The organism is Pseudomonas putida, from assembly GCF_004357765.1.
Taxonomy (GTDB): Bacteria; Pseudomonadota; Gammaproteobacteria; order Pseudomonadales; family Pseudomonadaceae; genus Aquipseudomonas; species Aquipseudomonas putida_U.
In genome coordinates this window covers 89,519-107,950 of the sequence record NZ_SMTE01000016.1, presented here as the reverse complement: position 1 = coordinate 107,950, position 18,432 = coordinate 89,519, and the positions used below count along the sequence as shown (strand labels likewise).

Sequence of the window (18,432 nt, the reverse complement as noted above, 5' to 3'; positions counted from 1 at the left end):
CAGAACAGGAGCCACATTTCATGTCCGCAAGCCGTACCTCGCTAGCCCGGCGTTTTCGCAAGGCCGCTCTCGCGCTGAGCCTTTGCAGTGCCTCGCTGGCGACTCCGACTGCCTGGGCTGCCCCGCAGCGCTACGCTATTCCGGCAGGCAGCCTGGCCTCTGCGATCAGCCAGTTCGCCGCTGCCAGTGGCGTGACCATCAGCTTCAGCAACGAAGAAACAGCCGGGCTGCAGTCCTCCGGCTTGCACGGGAATTTCGAGCTCGAGCAAGGTTTCGCCACGTTGCTGCAGGGCACGGGGCTGCAGGTGCAGCAGGCTGGGGAAAAACGCTACGTGCTGAGCAAGGCGGACACCAGCGCGGCCCTCGAGTTGGGGGCAACCAGCGTCAGTGCCGCGGGCCTTGGCAGTACGACCGAAGGTACGGGCAGTTACGCCACCGGCTCGGCCAACACCGCGACCGGGCTACGCCTTTCTGCACGCGAAACGCCGCAATCGATCAGCGTGGTGACCCGCCAGCAGATCGAGGACCAGAACCTGACAGACGTCGCCCAAGTGCTGGAGCAGACGCCCGGTGTGGTCGTCGACAGCATGGGGCCAGCCGGTAGCGACGCCAACCAAATCTACGTACGCGGCTTCTCGGTTGGCAGCATCCAGGTCGACGGCGTCAACCGCCCTGATACCTATGGCTTTCGCGATGACCTTGCCGACATGGTCAGCTACGATCGAGTGGAAGTGGTACGCGGGGCCACGGGGCTGATGTCGGGGACCGGCGATCCCGGTGCGACCATCAACCTGGTCCGCAAGAAACCGACGCTTGAAACGAAACGCACACTGACACTCAAGGCTGGCTCGTGGGACAACTATCGTACCGAGCTGGACCTGTCCGGAACGCTAAGCGAAAGCGGTAATGTCCGCGGGCGCTTCGTGGCGTCGAACACCGACAGCGGCAGCCACGTCGACCGCCAGTCCCTGAAAAGACAGGCAGCCTACGGCGTGGTGGACTGGGACATCAGCGACACAACGATGCTGACCGTAGGGGCCGAGTACCAGGAGATGGACAACGATGGGGCCGGTAACCATGGCTTCCCGATGTACAACTCCGATGGCAGCCACTTCAGCCCTTCCCGCTCGTTCAACTCGGCCTCGGACTGGAGCTACCACAAGCGTAGAACCAAGACAGTGTTCTCCACGCTGGAACATCAACTGGATAACGGTTGGCAACTGAAATTCAATGCCGAGCACAACCGGCGCAGTTATGACGACGCCTTCGCCACAGCCGCCAGCGGCACCGTGAACCCCGATGGCAGCGGCGTCAGCACCTGGACTGGCCGCTGGGCCGGCGAGCCCCGGCAGACGTCGTTCGATCTCTCGGCTTCCGGGCCGTTCGAACTGTTTTCCCGCGAGCACCAAGCCTATCTCGGGGCCAGCCACTATAAAGCCTACTACCGTAACCCCGGTTATCCGCTCTGGACCATGCAGAGCATCGACAACATCCATACCTGGAACGGTTCGCTGCCGATTCCGGATGCCATCCACACCCAAACGTCGGAAGATTCGCTGGATGAAACCCAAGACGGCCTGGTGGCTTCGGTTCGCTGGAGCCTGGCCGATGACCTTTCACTGATTACCGGTGCGCGGGTGATCGACTGGCACCGTGACGAAACCTCCACCACCCTGTCGACCGGCGATACCAGCCGCACCTCGCGAAGCGAAACCGGGGTGGTCACGCCTTACCTCGGACTGGTTTATGACCTCAACGAGAACTGGTCGGCTTACGCCAGCTATACCACCATCTTCAAGCCACAAAGCAACAAGGATGTCAGCGGCAAGTACCTGGACCCCGAGGAGGGTGTGAACTACGAGCTGGGTATCAAGAGCGAGTTCTGGGACAAACGCCTGACCGCCGCTTTCAGTGTCTTCGAGGTGCGCCAGGACAACCTCGCCGTGGCTGACGGCGACAACCTGGCACCCGACGGCAACCAGGCCTACCGTGCCGAGTCTGGCACCAAGACCCGCGGTTTCGAGATGGAAATGGCGGGCGAGATCCTGCCCGACTGGCAAGTGTCCGCCAGTTACACCTATGCCGAGATCAAGGATTCGGATGACGAGCGTCTGCTCACTGAAGTACCACGCGATACCTTCAAGCTATTCACCAGCTATCGCCTGCAATCTGTGCCGCAATTGAAACTGGGGGCTGGTGTGCGTTGGCAGGGGACCGAGTACTACAAAGGTGCCGGGCCGAACGACGAAACGTTCACTCAAGACCCCTACAGCGTGGTCGATCTGATGGCGCAATATGCACTCACGCCACAAACCAGCGTAGCGCTGAACGTCAACAACCTGTTCGACGAGAAGTACTACACCGCGATCGGCTCCCGCGGTTGGTACGGCACCCCACGCAGTGCTACGGCGACGTTGGTGTACGCGTTCTGAGGCGGGTGGTTCGTGGTTATGGGTCGATAGCGGGTGGCCGGTATCGACCCATAACCACACTCAGGATAAGCAGCTAACAGCAAGAAGCAGCTTCAGGTGAAACCTAGCTTACTGAGCCAATTCGGATTCCAATGACGCAGACTTAAAGCCCAAGCTTCGCATCAGATCACGCGCCGCTTCGAAGAACATGGGCTTGAGGCTTTCGGCGTACTCTTCAGTTAAACGACTCGCAGGCCCTGAAATGACAAGGGCACCCATGAGTTCCTGCTGGGCACCGTAGATGGGCAGCGCCATCGAAGCAGCATGAGGGTCCGTTGCGCCTTTGGAGTAGTAAGGTTTCTGCAGGTTGATGCCGATTTGGCAAGGGGCGCGCAAGGCCTGCGCTCCCGCGGCTTCATCCATCGGACGCATGTCACCTGGTTGCAGGTTCATACGCAGTCGATGCGAGGAATTGACCCGGTACTGACACATCCGATACGCACCGTGACGCACGTAGAAAGAAGCTGTTTCACCCGACTGTTCAGCCAGATAATGCAAACGTGGCATCACGTGTCTTTCTAGGTCTAGCGCCTCCTGGTACACGGCATTCAAACGCATGACTTCACTGGCCAACTGATAGCGACCATCGGCCATGCGCGTAATGAACCCGTGGTTCTCCAGAGATACCATCAAGCGCATGATCGTGCTCTTGATGAGCCCGGTACGCTCGACCAGCTCGACAAGGCTCAGCGCTGAGTCGCCTATCTGAAATGCGGTTAGCACAGTCAAAACACGGTCTGCCGATGCCACACCATTCACCGCTGGACGCGGCCGCGCTTTTGCCACTTGCAAAACCTCACACGATTAAGGCCCTCGATTCAACGCGAGGGCAGACAAACCCATTATCCGACAAGGGTCGGGGCTGGACAATGTAGCATGGCCCGTGGGCGAGATAAAAAAGCCAGCTGAGTACCTGATCGCCTACCTGTACGCCTATTTCCTGCTTTCCTGCGTGCCACCGCTTAGAGCCATGCCCGTGAGATCGGTCGGGCCCAGCATGGCCGTGGCGCCCACGCCGAAACCCACCACACCGTCGGTATAACGGGAGCGCAGGTCGAGCAGAAAACCTTGCGCCCACTCCTCGGTTCTGGAGGGCTGCGCCGTGCCGTCGCGGTTGCCGCTGTTGAAGTAGAGATTGCGCATCGACAAGTTCGCGTGGCTCTCACCGATCAGGTCGGCCTGGGCAGACAAGCCTATGACGCTGCCGCCTGCTGCAAGGCGATGCGGCAGCTGGAAGGTAGGGATTTCAAGCAGAGGCTCCAAAGGACCGTTCCGTTATTTTTTTGAAACGGCATTTCTTTATAGTGAGGTAGATTACCACAACCTCGTCAACAGGCAACGCTAAACAACCCTGGAAATCCGGATTCACCATAAAAAGAGCTTCACCCTTCGTCCGATTTTGTTTTATTTTGCAACGCCGTTGCATTAAATACATCAAAACAACATTCGGACGCCCAGGCGTCCCCGGCCCTACAGGAGCGCCCATGAGCTTCTTTGCTGCCCCGCCGACCGTGGAGACCACGGTATTCACCCGCCTGCCTGACCGCTTCCGCAACCCGCGCCCGACCGCCTGGGCCAATGCCAACCGCCAAGGCCGTGCCATCGACTCATTTCTCGAAGGCCCATCATTCGATCGTCAAGGCCGCCTTTACGTGACCGACATTCCCAACGGGCGAATTTTCCGCATCTCGCCGCAGGGCGATTGGGAACTGCTGTGTCAGTACGATGGCTGGCCGAACGGCCTGAAGATTCACCAGGACGGACGCATCTTCATTACCGACTACAAGCGCGGGATCATGCTGCTCCACCCAGATACCGGCGCTATCGAAGCGCTGCTCGACTCAGCGGGTTCGGAAGGCTTCAAAGGCGTCAACGACCTGGTGTTCGCCCCCAACGGTGACCTGTATTTCACAGACCAAGGCCAGACCGGGCTGCAGGATGCCAGCGGCCGCGTGTACAAGCTCGACGCCAGCGGCAACCTGACCTGCCTGCTTGGCACCATCCCCAGCCCCAATGGCATCGTCTACGACCCGCACCTCAATCATCTGCTGGTGGCAGTGACACGCGCGCAACAGATCTGGCGGATCCCGTTGGGCAACGGCTCGATCGTCGGCAAGGTGGGCGTTTTCGCCCAGTTGCATGGCGGCCTGGGCGGGCCCGACGGCCTGGCCCTCGATGCGCAGAGCAACCTGTATATCGCCCACACCGGTTTCGGTTCGGTATGGAAGCTGTCGAAAGTCGCTGAGCCATTGCAGCGCATCATCTCCTGCGCAGGCATCAGCAACACCAACCTGGCCTTCGGCGGCAATGACGGACAGACCCTGTACATCACCGAATCCGAAACCGGCAGCATTCTGCAGGTGCGCACTAATGCGCCTGGGCTGCCGATGTATTCCCACAGCTGAACCCGCCCCCTGTCAGGGCACACAACAACTACAAAAGAGTGACGACATGACCCATGAAACCCCCGCTGCCCAGGCGCCGCTCAGCGACGCCGAGGGCGAACGCCTGATGCGCCGCGTGCTGTGGCGCCTGGTGCCGTTCATCTTCATCTGCTACGTGATCAGCTACCTCGACCGCACCAATGTCGGCTTCGCCGCCATCAGCATGAATCAGGACCTGGGCCTTACCGCGACGATGTTCGGCTGGGCAGCCGGCCTGTTTTTCTTCGGCTACTTCATGTTCGAGATCCCCAGCAACCTGCTGATGCAGCGCTTCGGCGCACGGGTGTGGATTGCGCGAATCATGATCACCTGGGGGCTGATCTCCATGGCCACCGCGTTCGCCACCGGGCCAATCAGTTTCAGCATTGCGCGCTTTTTGCTGGGGCTTGCCGAAGCGGGCTTCACACCTGGCGTATACCTGTACTTCACCTACTGGTTCCCCGGCAAATGGCGGGCGAAAGCCACTGCCGCTTTCCTGCTGGGCATTCCTGCGGCCAACATCGTCGGTTCGCCCCTGTCCGGCTGGCTGATGGAACAGCACGGCGTTTGGGGCCTGAAGAACTGGCAACTGCTGCTGGTCACCGAGTCGATGCCGGCTGTGCTGCTTGGCATCGCTTGCCTCTTCGTACTGGTCGATACCCCGGCCAAGGCAAAATGGCTCAACCCCCGAGAGAAAGCGTGGCTTGACCAGCGCCTGTCCCAAGAACAACAGGCCATCGGTGCATCTCATGGCAATACGCTGCGCGCAGCCTTGACCAACCCCAAGGTCTTCACCCTGGCGGCCATCAACTTTTGCTGCATCGTCGGCTCGATTGGCATAGGCATGTGGCTGCCGCAGATCATCAAAGGCCTGGGCATCGATAGCGGCGTGGTTGGCCTGGTGGTCGCCCTGCCCTACCTGCTCGGGGCACTGGCAATGACGATGTGGGCACGGCTGGCCAACCGTAGCCATCACCGCCTGCCCTATGTGGTCAGTGCATTGGCACTGGCCGCCGTGGCCCTGGTGGCCGCCGCCCTGCTTGACCAGCCGGTGTTGAAGATCGCCAGCCTGTGCGTGGCGGTGGCGAGCATCCTGTCATTCCAGGCCACGTTCTGGGCGATACCTTCGAGCTTCCTGACCGGTCGCGCCGCCGCTGGCGGTCTGGCGATGATCGTCTCGATCGGCAACCTGGGCGGCTTCACCGGCCCGTTCCTGATCGGCCTGATCAAGGACGCCACTCATAGCTTCAGTATGCCGTTCTTTGCTGTTGCATCGATCCTGCTGGTCGGTACCTGCCTGATGCTTTGGCTGGGCGACCCCGCCAAGCAGCAGACGCCTCACGGCCAAGGTCAGACAATCTGACCGCTCAGCTGCGACGACGCATGCCGTATTGACCCAGCAGCCCGATCACCAGAAACCCTCCGGCGACTCCCAAGGTCGCCGGCGCTCCCCAGCGGGCCGCGATCAGCCCCGCCGCCATGCCGCCCAAAGCTTCGAAGCCGAAGCGCATGGCAATGTAGAAAGCGATCACCCGACCACGCAAATGGCTGGGTGCGCCACTTTGCAGCTGCATGTTGGTACTGACATTGCTCAGGGTGATGCCGAAACCTAAAACGCCCAGCGCCAGCAACGCCAGTGGCAGCGCATCCGCCATCCACAAACCGATCAGTGCAACCGCGCACAGCAGCGCTCCAGCATCGGTGAACTGGCGCAGGCGAGGCAATGCACCGCCAACCGCCAGCACCAGCGTGGCCACGAAAGCCCCCGCGCCTGCCGCCCCCCACAACCAGCCAAGCACACGCGCATCGCCAGCGAACACAGCCCTGGCCAGGATCGGCAGCAGTGCCGCGTAGCAGGATGCCAACAAGTTGACCATGATCACGTTGACCAGCAACTGGCGAACGTTGCGCGTTTGCCACAGATACAACAGCCCTTCGCGAAACACTTGCGCGGTTGAGCCACTGGCCTTTGGGCCGGCGGTGCCGCGCACTTTCAGCAAGCCACCCAGCAAGGCCATGAAAGCCACGGCAGTGAGGGCGAAGCAGGCCGCCTCGCCGGCCAGGGCAATGAGCCCACCGGCCAATGGCGGGCCGACGAACCGTGCGGCATTGATCAACATGGCATTGAGCACCAGCGCGTTCGGCAGGTCGGCCGGGTCGTCGACAAAACTGCCGATCAGCGCCTGACGCAGAGGGGTTTCCAAGGCATTGAGCATGCCAAGCAGCAATGCCATGGCAGCAATGAACGGACCATCGATCCAGTTGCGCCAGGTTGCAAACGCCAGCACGAGCGACTGCGCGATCAGGATAAGTTGCACGATGATCAGCAACCGGCGCTTGTCATGCCGATCGATCCAAGCTCCGGCCAACGGGCCGATGAGCAATTGCGGCGCGAGCGAAAGGAAGGTGATCAGCCCCAGCAGTACAGCAGAACCGGTCAGATGATAGGCCAGCCAGGCTAATGCAACCTGCTGAACCCACTTGCCCAGAGTGGAAACACCCTGGCCGGCGAAATAGATCTGAAAGTTGCGATGAGCGAGCGCCCGCACGGCGGCGGGCCAACGTTTGCGATGCGGTGACGATGAATCGGACAAGTCTGCGAACCCTCAATAGAACCCGCGACCGACACCGACCCAACAGCCGCTGCACACCCCATCGCAAGGTGCGCAGCGCATGCGGGATCAGCCTGGCAGCAGGCAGCCTTTCTTTTTCAAGGACTCCAGGACCCAAGAACGGTCGTTGGTGCCTTGGGCAATTTGTTCCATCTGTGTGGTTTCGGCAGTGTGCTTGGCGGTGGCGCGAGCATAGACCTCAGCAACGTGGTCGTAAGGCACACACAGCAGGCCATCGTCATCACCGATCACCAGATCGCCTGGCTCGATCACCATACCATCAATGGCAATCGGCACGTTGATCTCGCCCGGGCCGTCCTTGTATGGACCACGGTGCGAAACGCCAGCGGCAAACAACGGGAAGTCACCCGCGCCGATGTTGGCTGCATCGCGAATGGCGCCGTTGATGACGATACCGGCCAGGCCACGCTTGACCGCGTAAGCCACCATCATTTCACCGATCAGGGCGTTGGTCAGATCGCCACCGGCGTCGACCACGATCACATCGCCCGGCTGAGCGATATCGATCGCGTAATGCAGCATGAGGTTGTCACCTGGTCGCGCCTTGACTGTCAAGGCCGGGCCGCACAGCACACCTTCGCGATGCATGGGTCGCAGGCGGGCACCACCTGCGGTCATGCGGTTCATCGAATCGCTGACGTTGGCAACCGGAACCTCACGATAACGTGCAACCCACTCATCACCGACTTTACGTGCGCGCTCAAGCACTTGGAAGCCAATGCTCATGTGACATACCTCTCTTGGTGTTATTCGATGTCATCGGCCGCTGCCGAATCTGTTTTTTAGAATGTCATTTCATTAAAAGCGTTGCAATGCATTTTTAACGGCTTCTTTTGGCAATTGTCGGCGCACATCTTAATTTTCTTGCAACAGCATTTCATTATGATAGGGTTTAGCCCATTGCCGCAGATGCGCGGCAGGCTGCGCCCGAACCGCCCCCTGACAAGAACAAGGTATCCACGATGTCCCGTACCATTCTGCTGACCGGCCCTGAGCTTGCTGCCGAGGCCATGAACCTTGCCGCCGAACAGGGCGTCAGAATCGTCCCCACTACGCCCTACCTACCCGCCGAAGAACTGGAAGCGATCATTCGCGCTGAACAGCCCGATGCCATCGTGGTCCGCCAGGGCAAACTGACCCGCGCCATGATCGACGCTTCTGCCAACCTGAAAGTGATCGCCAAGCACGGCGTGGGCTACAACACCATCGACCTCCAGGCCGCCGCCGACCGCAGCATCCCGGTATCGATCGCCTTGGGTGCCAATGCCCAGTCGGTGGCCGAGCTGGCCTTCGCCCTGATGTTCAGCGTGGCACGTCAAACCGCACTGCTGGATGCGCGCATGCGTGACGGGCATTGGGACAAATCCTCGGCCAACGGCATGGAGCTATCAGGCAAAACCCTGGGGCTTATCGGTCTGGGCTCGATCGGCAGCATCCTCATGGACCTGGTGGCGCCACTGCGCATGAAGGTCAAGGTCTTCGACCCCTACCTCAAGCAACTGCCGGAGCGCCCGCACGTCGAGCGTGAAGAGGATTTCGATCGCCTGCTGGCTGAAAGCGATATCATCAGCCTGCACTGCCCGCTGACCGAGACCAACCACAACCTGATTGGCGCTGCCCAGCTCGAGCGCATGCGCCCAGGCGCCATCCTGATCAACACTGCCCGTGGTGAGCTGATCGACACCAACGCCCTGGTAAAAGCGCTCAGCGAACGCCGCATCGCCGGCGCCGGCCTGGATACCTTCAGCCCCGAGCCGCCGCCTGCCGACAGCCCGCTGTGGGGCTTGCCGACACTGGTCGCCACGCCGCATGTCGGCGCCAACACCACCGAGGCCCGCGAACGGGTAGGCCTGGTAGCGCTGAAGCAGGTTCTCGATGTGTGGGCGGGCAATGCTCTGGACCCGCGTTGTGTGGTCAACCGCCACCTCTTCGCCAGCTGATCGCACCCCCTCGCGTGCCTCTCGTGAGCGGGGCACGTTCACACGCCTCACTCCAGAAAAAAAACAATTGGAGAGCACCATGACTTCAGCAACATCGCTGCCGGATGAACTCGAACGCAGCACCATGCGCCGTATCGCCTGGCGACTGCTGCCCTTTCTGATCGTTTGTTATCTGATCGCGATCATCGACCGCGGCAACATCGGCATGGCTTCCCTGCAGATGAACGAGGATCTGCAGCTCACGGCAAAGGTGTTCGGCTTCGCCAGCAGCCTGTTCTTCTTTGCCTACTTCCTGGTCGAAGTGCCCAGCAACCTGGCCATGCAACGCTACGGGGCACGCATCTGGATAGCCCGCATCATGATCACCTGGGGCCTGATCTCGGCAGGCACAGCGTTCGTTCAGGGTGCCAATTCACTGTACGTGATGCGCTTTCTGCTGGGTGCTGCCGAGGCTGGTTTCTTCCCGGGCGTGCTGCTGTACCTCACCTACTGGCTGCCGTCCAGCTACCGCGCGCGCATGGTGGCGCTGTTCATGGTGGCGATCCCTGCCGCCAACTTCATTGGTTCGCCACTGTCAGGCCTGCTGCTGAACCTGGATGGCTGGATGGGCATGCGTGGCTGGCACTGGCTGTTCATTCTCGAAGGCATTCCAGCCGTACTGCTGGGTATCGCCTGCCTGTTCGTGCTCACCGATCGCCCCGAGCAGGCCAAATGGCTGAATGAAGAGCAGCGCGGCTGGCTCACCCGCCGCCTGGCTGATGAAGCCGCGAAGAAGACCGCCATCGGCCATATTTCGCTGTGGAAACTGCTGCGCCACAAAGATATCTGGGTACTGGCACTGATCTACTCAGGCGCTTCAGCTGCAGGAAGCACCATGAGCGTGTGGGCCCCGCAACTGCTGAAGACCTTCGGCCTGAGCTCGATGGAAATCGGCCTGGTGAATGCCATCCCTTATGGTGTTGCTTCTGTGCTGATGATCATCTGGGGTCGCAGCTCAGACCGCAGCGGCGAGCGTCGCTGGCACACGGCTATGACCATGCTGCTGATCGCGGCGGGCCTGTTGATGACCTTGTTCACCTCGTCCCTGCCGGCGACGGTGATGATGCTGGCAATGGTCCTGGTGGGCGCCTACTCGATGAAAGGGCCGTTCTGGGCGCTGGTGTCGGGCTGGCTGTCTTCCTCGACTGCTGCTGCGGGGTTGGCAGCCGTCGGCGCCATGGCCAACCTGATTGGCGGAGGTATCATGGTCAATGTCTACGGCGCCATTCACGATGCCACCGGCAGCTACTCCTTGGCACTGATGCCGTTGGCCGCACTATGCACCGTAGCCGGTATCGCTGTACTGGTAATCGGCCGCACGCGCCAGCGCGAGCAAGCTGAAACAGCCAGCGCCATTAGCGCAAAGTAAGCCAAACAAACTGCACCTCGATGCCCACTTTCCTACCTTAGGAATGTGGGCATCGTCATTTCACGCCATGGCCGACGTATCTTTCAGCGAGGGCGACGCCCCCCTGCCCTCCAGTACCAACCGCCTCAAGGAGTTGATCTGAATCTGCGCTGACTGGCACTTGCCAGCACCAATGCACAAGCGATCAAAGCGACACCGGCTGCACACAGGAATCCATAGAATTGAGGTTCTGGCACGAACTCCATGAACGAGGAGAGAAACTGCCCGGCAAAGATCGCCATCGAAAGCCAGGCCAGATTGCGCCCCCTCTGGGCAACATGGCTACGTTCGATGGTCATGTGGTTGAGCAATGGCACTGTCAAGCCAAATCCGAGACCCAGGCAAAGCCCACCCTCGACCATCAGCATCAGCCCATCTGCGGTCACAAATGCCAGGTGTGCCAGCGTATAAAACGCAAACCCGAAAATCAGTGTCCCGTGTTCGCCCACTTTGCGAGCAGCGATGGGCATGATGGCGGCTGCGCCAACCGCGACCAACGACACGTACGACAGAAAGTACCCGACCTGGGCTTCGTCGAGGCCAGTGCCATGCAGCCGGAGTGGGAGCGTGATGATGGCGGTGAAGAATACGATCATGGAGAGCGTGGCTGAGAGGTAAACGAACTTCAGTGCCGCCGAGAGAGATGAAGTGATTTCACCTGCTCCCATCGTGGGCCTGATGACGGAAGGCTGAGGCACGTACACCAGCACCAGCGCAAGCACCCCCCACGCGCAGAGGTAAAGCGCGAAAGGCCATTGCCACCCCACGTTTGCCAGAAGACCGGCGACAAAGAGAAAGACCACGCCACCCAACTCGATGGACATGCCTTGCTTGGCAATCATTCGCAGCCGAGCCTCACCTTCGTAGAACTCTGAAATCAGTCCTGTCCCGGCGGCCATGATCATGGCTGTCGATCCTCCTAAGAGGAGCCTGTCGATAAAGACCCATATTCCGTGAAACATGAAGCCCACGATGCCCAGCAGGCCATAGGCAAAGAGGCCAAGGCACAAGCTTTTGTACAGCCCGATCCGGTCGATGATTTTGCCTGCGATGGGGCCAAAAACGATGACGCCCAGCGACGGAATGGTCACCAGCCAACTGGCAGCGCTGCCGACCCCTAGCTGTTGGGCGATGGTGGGCAGCCCCGGCACGATGACGCATCCGACCATGATCGTCAGTGAGGCGACGACCAGTAGCACGAGCGATCCGGGGCGAGAAATCAGTGGGCTCATAAGGTTATCCGTACAATGGAACAGCAATCCGCATATCGGTACAGAGAGTGTTAGGTTATTCTGCCGATGTCAACGAGAGGATTGCCGAATGACCAAGGGGATAGAGGTGTCGTCAGAAGCAGAGGGCGCTGGAAAGCAGGTCATCGCACGGGCCGCTGCGGTGCTGAAAACGCTGGAAAATCAGCGGGAAGGATTAAGCCTGAGCCAGGTTGCCAAGGCGTCTGGGCTACCGCGCACGACCGTGCATCGCATCGTGACCGCGCTGGAAGCTCAGCAGATGGTGATCACCGGCAGCGCGGGGATACGCCTGGGCCCTGCGCTCGTCCGGCTTGCGGCGTCCGCTCACACGGATCTTGTGGCGATTGCCCGGCCTTATGTCGAGAGTCTCGGGCGCCGCACCCGTGAGACGGTCGACGTTTGCGTTTACAGAGGGCTTCACGCTATTTCAGTCGACCAGTACCCCTCTGATCAGGAGTTACGCGTCGTTTCCCCCGTGGGCACAGCGTTTCCCATCCATTGCACTGCCCACGGCAAAGCATTGCTGAGCACGTTTTCGGACGAGTTCTTGACTCAGATGCTGACAGAGCCGCTTGAACGTCGCACGGCCTCTACCCTCATCTCGCTCAGCGAACTGATGGGAAGCGTGAACCTCGTTAGGCAGCAAGGATGGGCCATTGATCAGGAGGAGCACGCTCGGGGCGTTTGCGGTATTGGCGTGAATATCCGCAGCGGGCTGTCGGAACATTACGCGATCTCGCTGGCCGTCCCAGCACTGCGCTTTCACGACAACCTGGAAGGGCTAAAAGCGGCATTGCTTCAATGCAAGGCAGAAGTTGAAGCAGTAATTGGCGTGTAGGCCTTGGCGAGAATGCGAGAATGGGACAAATTTATTTTCAGCTAAACACGTTAAATAAATCTGTCCCCTTCTCCCCTTTCAAACCCGAGCTTTAGGCAATGCCTGAAAAATCCTTCGGAGCTTTAGATGTCAGAGCGCTTAAAATGATCCCTGATAAGATCAGCAAGGGCAGAAATAGGACTACTGGCGTTATCCACCATCTGCAAACGCACCGCGAACTTGGGCAATGTCGGTAGCCCACAGTCCGGTAATGACAGTATGAGTCCTTCGGGAGCGAGGCTTCGCAGCCAAGGCGTGACCGCAAGCCCGCTGCGAACCATGGTCAATGTAGTATCGGCTGAGGTATTTTCGAACACCATTCTTCCGACAATATTTTCTTCGCCCAGACGCTGCAAAACGGTATCGCGAAAAGCACAATTCGCGGTCAGAAAGCACAGGGCTAAAGGCCTCTGTACTGCTGTCGCCTCGTTGCCCAACCATACGAGTTGATCCACAGTCAGCCGTTCGCCCAATTCGACGTTGATCGGGCCTTGACTGAGTACCAGATCGAGTTTGCCGTTGGCGAACGCTTGGTCGAGATCCATCGAAGCTGCGCTGAAAATCTTTACCTCGGCCCTCGGAAAGGCATTACTAAAAGCCCTGAGCAAGGGGGCAAGCGGGGCTCCGGCCATGTCGAAAGGGAGCCCAAGGCGCACCGGGGCAGCTGACTCCCTATCGCCAATGGAGGCACAGAATGCGTCATGCATCCGTAGCAGACGACGAGCATCTGGCAGTAGCGATTGCCCCTTCAACGTCAAACGGCTGCCCTGTGTATCACGCAGCAATAATTGGCAGGCGAGGAATTCCTCCAGGCGCTTGATCCGCTGGCTAACCGCTCCTTGTGTGAGGTGCAGGTTGACTGACGCAACGCTCATGCTCCCAGTGTCCGCCACTTCGACAAATGCTCTGAGCAGCGCCAGATCAAGGTTGTGGGTTTTGTTCATATCTAGCCATTAGCGATGTTAATGCCGGCATTATAATTCGTCGCTACTCAAAATCCACGCCACTCTTTAATTTGCAAGGCTCAGACTGACACACGGACAAAGGCATGAGCATGATCAACCCCTTGGATAGCATCAATCTACGAAATGAACTAGATACACTCACAGAATACTGGAAGCCCCGAGTCCTCGGGCGTGTTAACAACCAGTTCGTCAAGATTGCAAAACTGAAAGGGGAATTCGTCTGGCATGCCCACGAACATGAAGACGAAATGTTTTCAGTGATCTATGGCACACTTCGCATTCAACTCGAAGATCGCACGATTGTCTTGCACGCAGGGGAATTTTGCGTCATCCCTAAACAGATCCGACACAAACCGATCGCTGAGGATGAGTGTGCGGTCATGCTGATTGAAACGGATACCACACTTCACACCGGCGGCGAACGCTCCCCCCTTACAGTCTCGATAGTTGATCAGTTATATCCAGCTTGAGCCAATGACAGCGCCAAGGCTTTGGCGTTCGAGATAAGACATTGAACCAGAACTTAGTTATACGCATCAATCATGTCGGGTGACCACTTCGATTCCTGATCGTCTACCCGTGAGAACAATGTCTTAGGTGAATGCTCATGGCCGCTAAGGGTCGATGGCGGTCAGTCATGACCGTCTGCAATCGACCCAAAGCAGCCACTGAGCTGACATTCGCCACAAGCTGTCACATGCAAGGAAATGCTGACTCTGTGGGAGCGGGCGTCTCACAAGGCAGCCCTCCCTTTTGCCCCTCAGTTGCTGCCGTTGCGCTTCAGGGTCATCTTGAATGAGAACTTTCCATTCACATCGGGCTTGTCGTCAGTGGTAGTGGCTTTGCCATTGGCGCCGCCATCGATCGAAAGCGCGTAGTCCTTATGCATGACCATTGCCGCCAGCCCAAGCACGTCGACGGTGGCAATCGCAGCAACGGCAACTGCAGCTGCGCCGCCACTGCCAGCCGTGCCGTCGATGAACGGCCGCTACTGGTCAACGCAATGCTGCCAGTGCTCATCCGAACTCCCTCAGGCCTGCCGTTGGATCAGGTCGGCGAGTACCGTTTCCAATTCGGTGGTGCCGCATATCGCCGTGCCTGCGAAGTTGATCCAGCCTTGATTGAATCCATCGAGCATCTGCATGCGCGGCAATGGGTTGTGCATGCCCTGGCTGTGGAAAAGCTGCTCCCAGGTGTCACGCGGTACGCTGTGTGCCTGCACGTCACGACCCAGCAGTCGCCCGAGCGTGGCTGCCAGACGTTGTGGCGAGATGCGCCGCGGCCCTTCCAGCTCGACGATGCGTACGCCCTGCCAGGACTCTTGCAAAAGCATGGAGGCAGTGCAGCCGACATCGGCAGTGGCGACCATTGGCACGGCTTTGTCCAGTGGCTGCAGGAAGCTGTGCAGCACGCCCTCGTCGCGCGCCGGAGCGATGTCCCACAGGCTGTTTTCCATGAACCATGCGGCGCGCAGGAAAGCGACCGGCATAGGCAACTGGCCGAGTTGTTGTTCCATGTCACTGAGTTGGCTGAGCAGGTTGGACTGGCTGGCCTGGGCGCCGATGGTCGACAGGCATACGACTTTGGCCGGCTGAGCTGTCTCCAGCGCCGAGCGAAGGGTCGAGACGATATAGCGTGATTCGTGGAAGTCTGGGCTCGGGTCGAAGTTCGGTGGCAGCAGCACGAACACCGCCTCGGCACCTTTGAAAGCGCGGGTCAGCGCGGCAGCGTCACGCATATCCGCCAGAGCCAGCTCACAGCCTTGGCGCAGCCATTCGCCGCCCTTGGAGGCATCGCGCACTACCGCGCGTACGTTCTTGTCGGCAGCGAGCAGGTTGCGGGCCACGGTGCCGCCTACCTGGCCGGTGACTCCAGTGATCACATACATGGGGATAACTCCTATTGCGACCGGCGGTTGCCGGGTTCGCAAGCAGTCTCTCCTCAGGCGATTTATCAATCGATAACATGGAAGTCATTTTATTGATGACACAAAGGCATTAAATATGAGCTTCGATGAGCGCACTCTGAATGGCATGAGTGTGTTTGCCGCCATCGTCGACACCGGCAGCTTCGCGGGTGCAGGTGAGGTGCTGGACATGTCCCAACCTGGCGTCAGCCGGGCGTTGGCCCGGTTGGAAAAACGCCTCGGCATTCGCCTGTTTGATCGCACTACGCGCTCGGTAACCCTGACCGACGAGGGTCGGCGCCTGCATGAGCAGGTACTGCCTTTGCTGACTGCATTGGAGGAGGCGGCCAGCTCGGTCACTGCTGGTGCTCGGGTGGTGCGTGGGCGCTTGAGGGTCAATGTCGATCCTTTCTTCGCCCGCCTGATCCTCGGCCCGCGGCTGGGGGCGTTTCTCGATGCCCATTCGCAGTTGGAACTGGAACTGATCACTCGCGACCGACTGGGTGACATGGTCGCCGACGGTTTCGACCTGGCGCTGCGTTTCGGTGAGCCGCGTACTTCCAGCCTGGTCGCGCGCAAGTTGCTGGACACGCGCATCCTTACAGTCGCGGCGCCTTCCTATCTGAAACGGCATGGTCGCCCCCTGCAGCCGCAGGACTTGAACCGACATCGCTGCATCCAGTTTCGCGATCCTGAAACCGGGCGGCCGTTCGACTGGGAGTTCCATCGGGGTAGTGAGCGCCAGGTGGTGGATACCCGTGGACAGTTACTGGTCAACGATGTCGGCAGTCTGCACAGCACCTGCCTGGCGGGATACGGCATTGCCCAGATCATGGCGCTGGGCAGTGACTTGCTGCTGACGGATGGGAGGCTGGTGGAATTGTTCGCGGACTGGCCGGACGAGCGTTTCCCGCTATACGCCCTGTATCCTTCGAGGCATAACCCGCCGGCCAAGGTGCGGGCTTTTCTCGATTTCGTCTTGCAACTGGTCGCGGCCTGAAACGACTGCCGAATCTTTGGCAGGCGATCAGCGCGCCGGCGGTAGCGCTACGCCGATAAGCACGAAGTGAATCGCCCCGGCCGTCCTAGTCACTTTCAAGCCTCAAACAGATGTCCATTGAGCCGCAGCGTGACTGTCCGCTCGTGGCCGTTAGCGACCGTTGCTCTGATTAGTCATCCTAGTCCTTCACCACGTGGAGGACTTGTCGTGAACATCATCGCTAGCTGCAGCCGTCAGCCCTGGAACAAAGGAAAACTGGTCGGGCAGAAAACCCCACTCCGACTGAGCGATATCTGGGCCATCCGAGTAAGGCTTCAGTCAATACGCCCGCATCGTCATCCACCCGCGATGCTGCTGCGTCCGCTGCGGAGCCACACCGCTGATGCTCAGGGCACGCGCCAATCCGTCGTGCCGCTGCTACCTGGGTGTGGCTAGTACGGCTCGAACCTGCCCAGCAGAGCCATTGCCTTGTTGGCTTCGATACACGCCTTTAGAATGGCGGGCCCTCGCAAGGAAGGAAATACCATGTGGTTCATGAAGAAAAAAACGCTCAGTGACGAGCAAGCGACTGCGCTCCATGAGCAGGCCTGGGCGGCGTTTCGCGAGCAGGATCTGGACACCGCGCAGGAGTGCTTCCAGACCCTTGCCAAGGCGTGTCCCGGCGACGCACGCTGGATGAATGGCGTTGGCGCGGTGAGCCTGGCACGTGACGATCGCGCCGATGCCCATCGACACTTCCAGATGGCCGCCGATCGGGATTATCCCGGCAGCCACTACAACCTCGGCATCATGGCCTACCAGGACGGTGATCACGACGTCGCCCGCCGACACTTCCAGAGGGCTGCCGAGCACAATTATCCGGGCAGCCACTACAACCTCGGCAGCATGGCCTTCCAGGAAGGTGATCACGATACCGCCCGCCAATACTTCCAGAAAGCCGCCGAGTACGATTGTCCCCGCAGCCACTTCTACCTTGGCAGCATGGCACACCAGGATGGCGATCACGATGCCGCCGTCGAGCACCTCAACAACGCCGTGCGCCACGATCATCCGGAGGCGCTGAACCTGCTCGGCGACGTCCATCTGCATGCCGAGCGCTATCCGCAGGCTGAGCAGGCCTACCGGCGCGCGGCCGAGCTGGGCCATGTCGACGGCTATAACAATCTTGGCCTTCTGTACTTGCAGCTCGAAGACTATCAGCAGGCCAAGCAGGCGTTGTTGCAGGCCCTACAATCCGACCACGTCTACGCCCAGCACAACCTGGCTGTGGCCTATCACCGCCTGGGCGAGCTCGAAGAAGCCGAGCGCTGGTACCTGATCTCCTTCTCTCTGCACGGCAACCTGCAGTCGCTGGAGAATCTTGGGCATGTATATGTCGACAGTGGGCGTGAGATCGAGGGCCAGGCGCTGATCGCGGCCTCCGACAAGCTCTACGAGGATCAGCCTCTCAACGATTACGAGCAGGCGTTGATCGACCGGTTGCTGGCCTGAGCCGCGATTAACTACGACCATCCTGTCTG

17 protein-coding genes and 1 pseudogene are annotated in these 18,432 nt (G+C 59.7%); 10 read left to right on the top strand and 8 right to left on the bottom strand.

Annotated elements, in window-relative coordinates:
- The first annotated feature begins 20 nt into the window (after positions 1 to 20).
- The gene (locus E2H86_RS22240) at positions 21 to 2,432 is read left to right on the top strand and encodes a TonB-dependent siderophore receptor (protein WP_133331671.1); all 2,412 of its coding nucleotides are present in this window, start codon (positions 21 to 23) and stop codon (positions 2,430 to 2,432) included.
- Positions 2,433 to 2,540: 108 nt separating this feature from the next.
- Here the strand turns inward: E2H86_RS22240 and E2H86_RS22235 are convergent, their stop codons facing one another.
- Together E2H86_RS22235 and E2H86_RS22230 are read right to left on the bottom strand one after the other, a co-directional pair.
- Positions 2,541 to 3,257 (bottom strand): IclR family transcriptional regulator, encoded by a 717-nt coding sequence (locus E2H86_RS22235; RefSeq protein ID WP_207955648.1) that lies wholly within the window; start codon positions 3,255 to 3,257, stop codon positions 2,541 to 2,543.
- Between the two features lie 147 nt (positions 3,258 to 3,404).
- Positions 3,405 to 3,734, bottom strand: a complete 330-nt coding sequence (locus E2H86_RS22230; RefSeq protein WP_439958288.1) for an OprD family outer membrane porin — start codon at positions 3,732 to 3,734, stop codon at positions 3,405 to 3,407.
- A 221-nt stretch (positions 3,735 to 3,955) separates the two neighbouring features.
- On the opposite strand from E2H86_RS22230, the gene E2H86_RS22225 reads away from it, so the two are divergent.
- Entirely contained in the window at positions 3,956 to 4,876 is a 921-nt protein-coding gene (locus tag E2H86_RS22225; protein ID WP_133331670.1) for an SMP-30/gluconolactonase/LRE family protein, read from the top strand.
- Positions 4,877 to 4,922: 46 nt separating this feature from the next.
- On the top strand, positions 4,923 to 6,257 hold the full coding sequence (locus E2H86_RS22220) for an MFS transporter (RefSeq protein ID WP_133331669.1): 1,335 nt from the start codon (positions 4,923 to 4,925) through the stop codon (positions 6,255 to 6,257).
- 4 nt (positions 6,258 to 6,261) lie between these two features.
- On the opposite strand, the gene E2H86_RS22215 is transcribed toward E2H86_RS22220, so the two are convergent.
- Positions 6,262 to 7,488 (bottom strand): MFS transporter, encoded by a 1,227-nt coding sequence (locus E2H86_RS22215; protein ID WP_427592538.1) that lies wholly within the window; start codon positions 7,486 to 7,488, stop codon positions 6,262 to 6,264.
- A gap of 87 nt (positions 7,489 to 7,575) precedes the next feature.
- Positions 7,576 to 8,253 (bottom strand): RraA family protein, encoded by a 678-nt coding sequence (locus tag E2H86_RS22210; RefSeq protein WP_133331668.1) that lies wholly within the window; start codon positions 8,251 to 8,253, stop codon positions 7,576 to 7,578.
- 236 nt (positions 8,254 to 8,489) lie between these two features.
- Here E2H86_RS22210 and E2H86_RS22205 point away from each other — a divergent pair, with 236 nt between their 5' ends.
- On the top strand, positions 8,490 to 9,467 hold the full coding sequence (locus tag E2H86_RS22205) for a hydroxyacid dehydrogenase (RefSeq protein ID WP_085625610.1): 978 nt from the start codon (positions 8,490 to 8,492) through the stop codon (positions 9,465 to 9,467).
- Positions 9,468 to 9,546: 79 nt separating this feature from the next.
- Positions 9,547 to 10,875, top strand: coding sequence for an MFS transporter (locus E2H86_RS22200; protein WP_133331667.1), 1,329 nt, complete (start codon positions 9,547 to 9,549; stop codon positions 10,873 to 10,875).
- A gap of 125 nt (positions 10,876 to 11,000) precedes the next feature.
- Here the strand turns inward: E2H86_RS22200 and E2H86_RS22195 are convergent, their stop codons facing one another.
- Positions 11,001 to 12,146: an MFS transporter gene (locus E2H86_RS22195; protein WP_133331666.1), complete on the bottom strand. Its 1,146-nt coding sequence runs from the start codon at positions 12,144 to 12,146 to the stop codon at positions 11,001 to 11,003.
- Positions 12,147 to 12,234: 88 nt separating this feature from the next.
- On the opposite strand from E2H86_RS22195, the gene E2H86_RS22190 reads away from it, so the two are divergent.
- The gene (locus tag E2H86_RS22190; RefSeq protein ID WP_207955647.1) at positions 12,235 to 13,002 is read left to right on the top strand and encodes an IclR family transcriptional regulator; all 768 of its coding nucleotides are present in this window, start codon (positions 12,235 to 12,237) and stop codon (positions 13,000 to 13,002) included.
- 122 nt (positions 13,003 to 13,124) lie between these two features.
- Here E2H86_RS22190 and E2H86_RS22185 read toward each other — a convergent pair whose 3' ends face one another.
- A complete protein-coding gene (locus tag E2H86_RS22185; RefSeq protein WP_133331665.1) occupies positions 13,125 to 13,985 on the bottom strand; it encodes a LysR family transcriptional regulator in 861 nt (286 codons plus the stop codon).
- A gap of 104 nt (positions 13,986 to 14,089) precedes the next feature.
- Between E2H86_RS22185 and E2H86_RS22180 the strand changes: the two genes are divergently transcribed.
- On the top strand, positions 14,090 to 14,476 hold the full coding sequence (locus E2H86_RS22180) for a cupin domain-containing protein (RefSeq protein WP_243744091.1): 387 nt from the start codon (positions 14,090 to 14,092) through the stop codon (positions 14,474 to 14,476).
- 290 nt (positions 14,477 to 14,766) lie between these two features.
- On the opposite strand, the gene E2H86_RS26465 is transcribed toward E2H86_RS22180, so the two are convergent.
- Both E2H86_RS26465 and E2H86_RS22175 read right to left on the bottom strand, forming a co-directional pair.
- On the bottom strand, positions 14,767 to 14,895 hold the full coding sequence (locus E2H86_RS26465) for a hypothetical protein (protein WP_306767653.1): 129 nt from the start codon (positions 14,893 to 14,895) through the stop codon (positions 14,767 to 14,769).
- A 141-nt stretch (positions 14,896 to 15,036) separates the two neighbouring features.
- Positions 15,037 to 15,894, bottom strand: coding sequence for an NmrA family NAD(P)-binding protein (locus E2H86_RS22175; protein ID WP_133331664.1), 858 nt, complete (start codon positions 15,892 to 15,894; stop codon positions 15,037 to 15,039).
- 115 nt (positions 15,895 to 16,009) lie between these two features.
- Here E2H86_RS22175 and E2H86_RS22170 point away from each other — a divergent pair, with 115 nt between their 5' ends.
- The 3 genes and pseudogenes from E2H86_RS22170 (at position 16,010) to E2H86_RS22160 (ending at position 18,403) form a co-directional block, all read left to right on the top strand.
- Positions 16,010 to 16,912 carry a LysR family transcriptional regulator gene (locus tag E2H86_RS22170; RefSeq protein WP_133331663.1) on the top strand — a complete coding sequence of 301 codons (903 nt, stop codon included), beginning with the start codon at positions 16,010 to 16,012 and terminating at the stop codon, positions 16,910 to 16,912.
- Between the two features lie 207 nt (positions 16,913 to 17,119).
- Positions 17,120 to 17,230 (top strand): annotated as a pseudogene (locus E2H86_RS22165) (integrase); the annotation flags it as partial.
- A gap of 216 nt (positions 17,231 to 17,446) precedes the next feature.
- A complete protein-coding gene (locus E2H86_RS22160) occupies positions 17,447 to 18,403 on the top strand; it encodes a tetratricopeptide repeat protein (RefSeq protein ID WP_243744090.1) in 957 nt (318 codons plus the stop codon).
- The last annotated feature ends 29 nt before the right edge of the window (positions 18,404 to 18,432 follow it).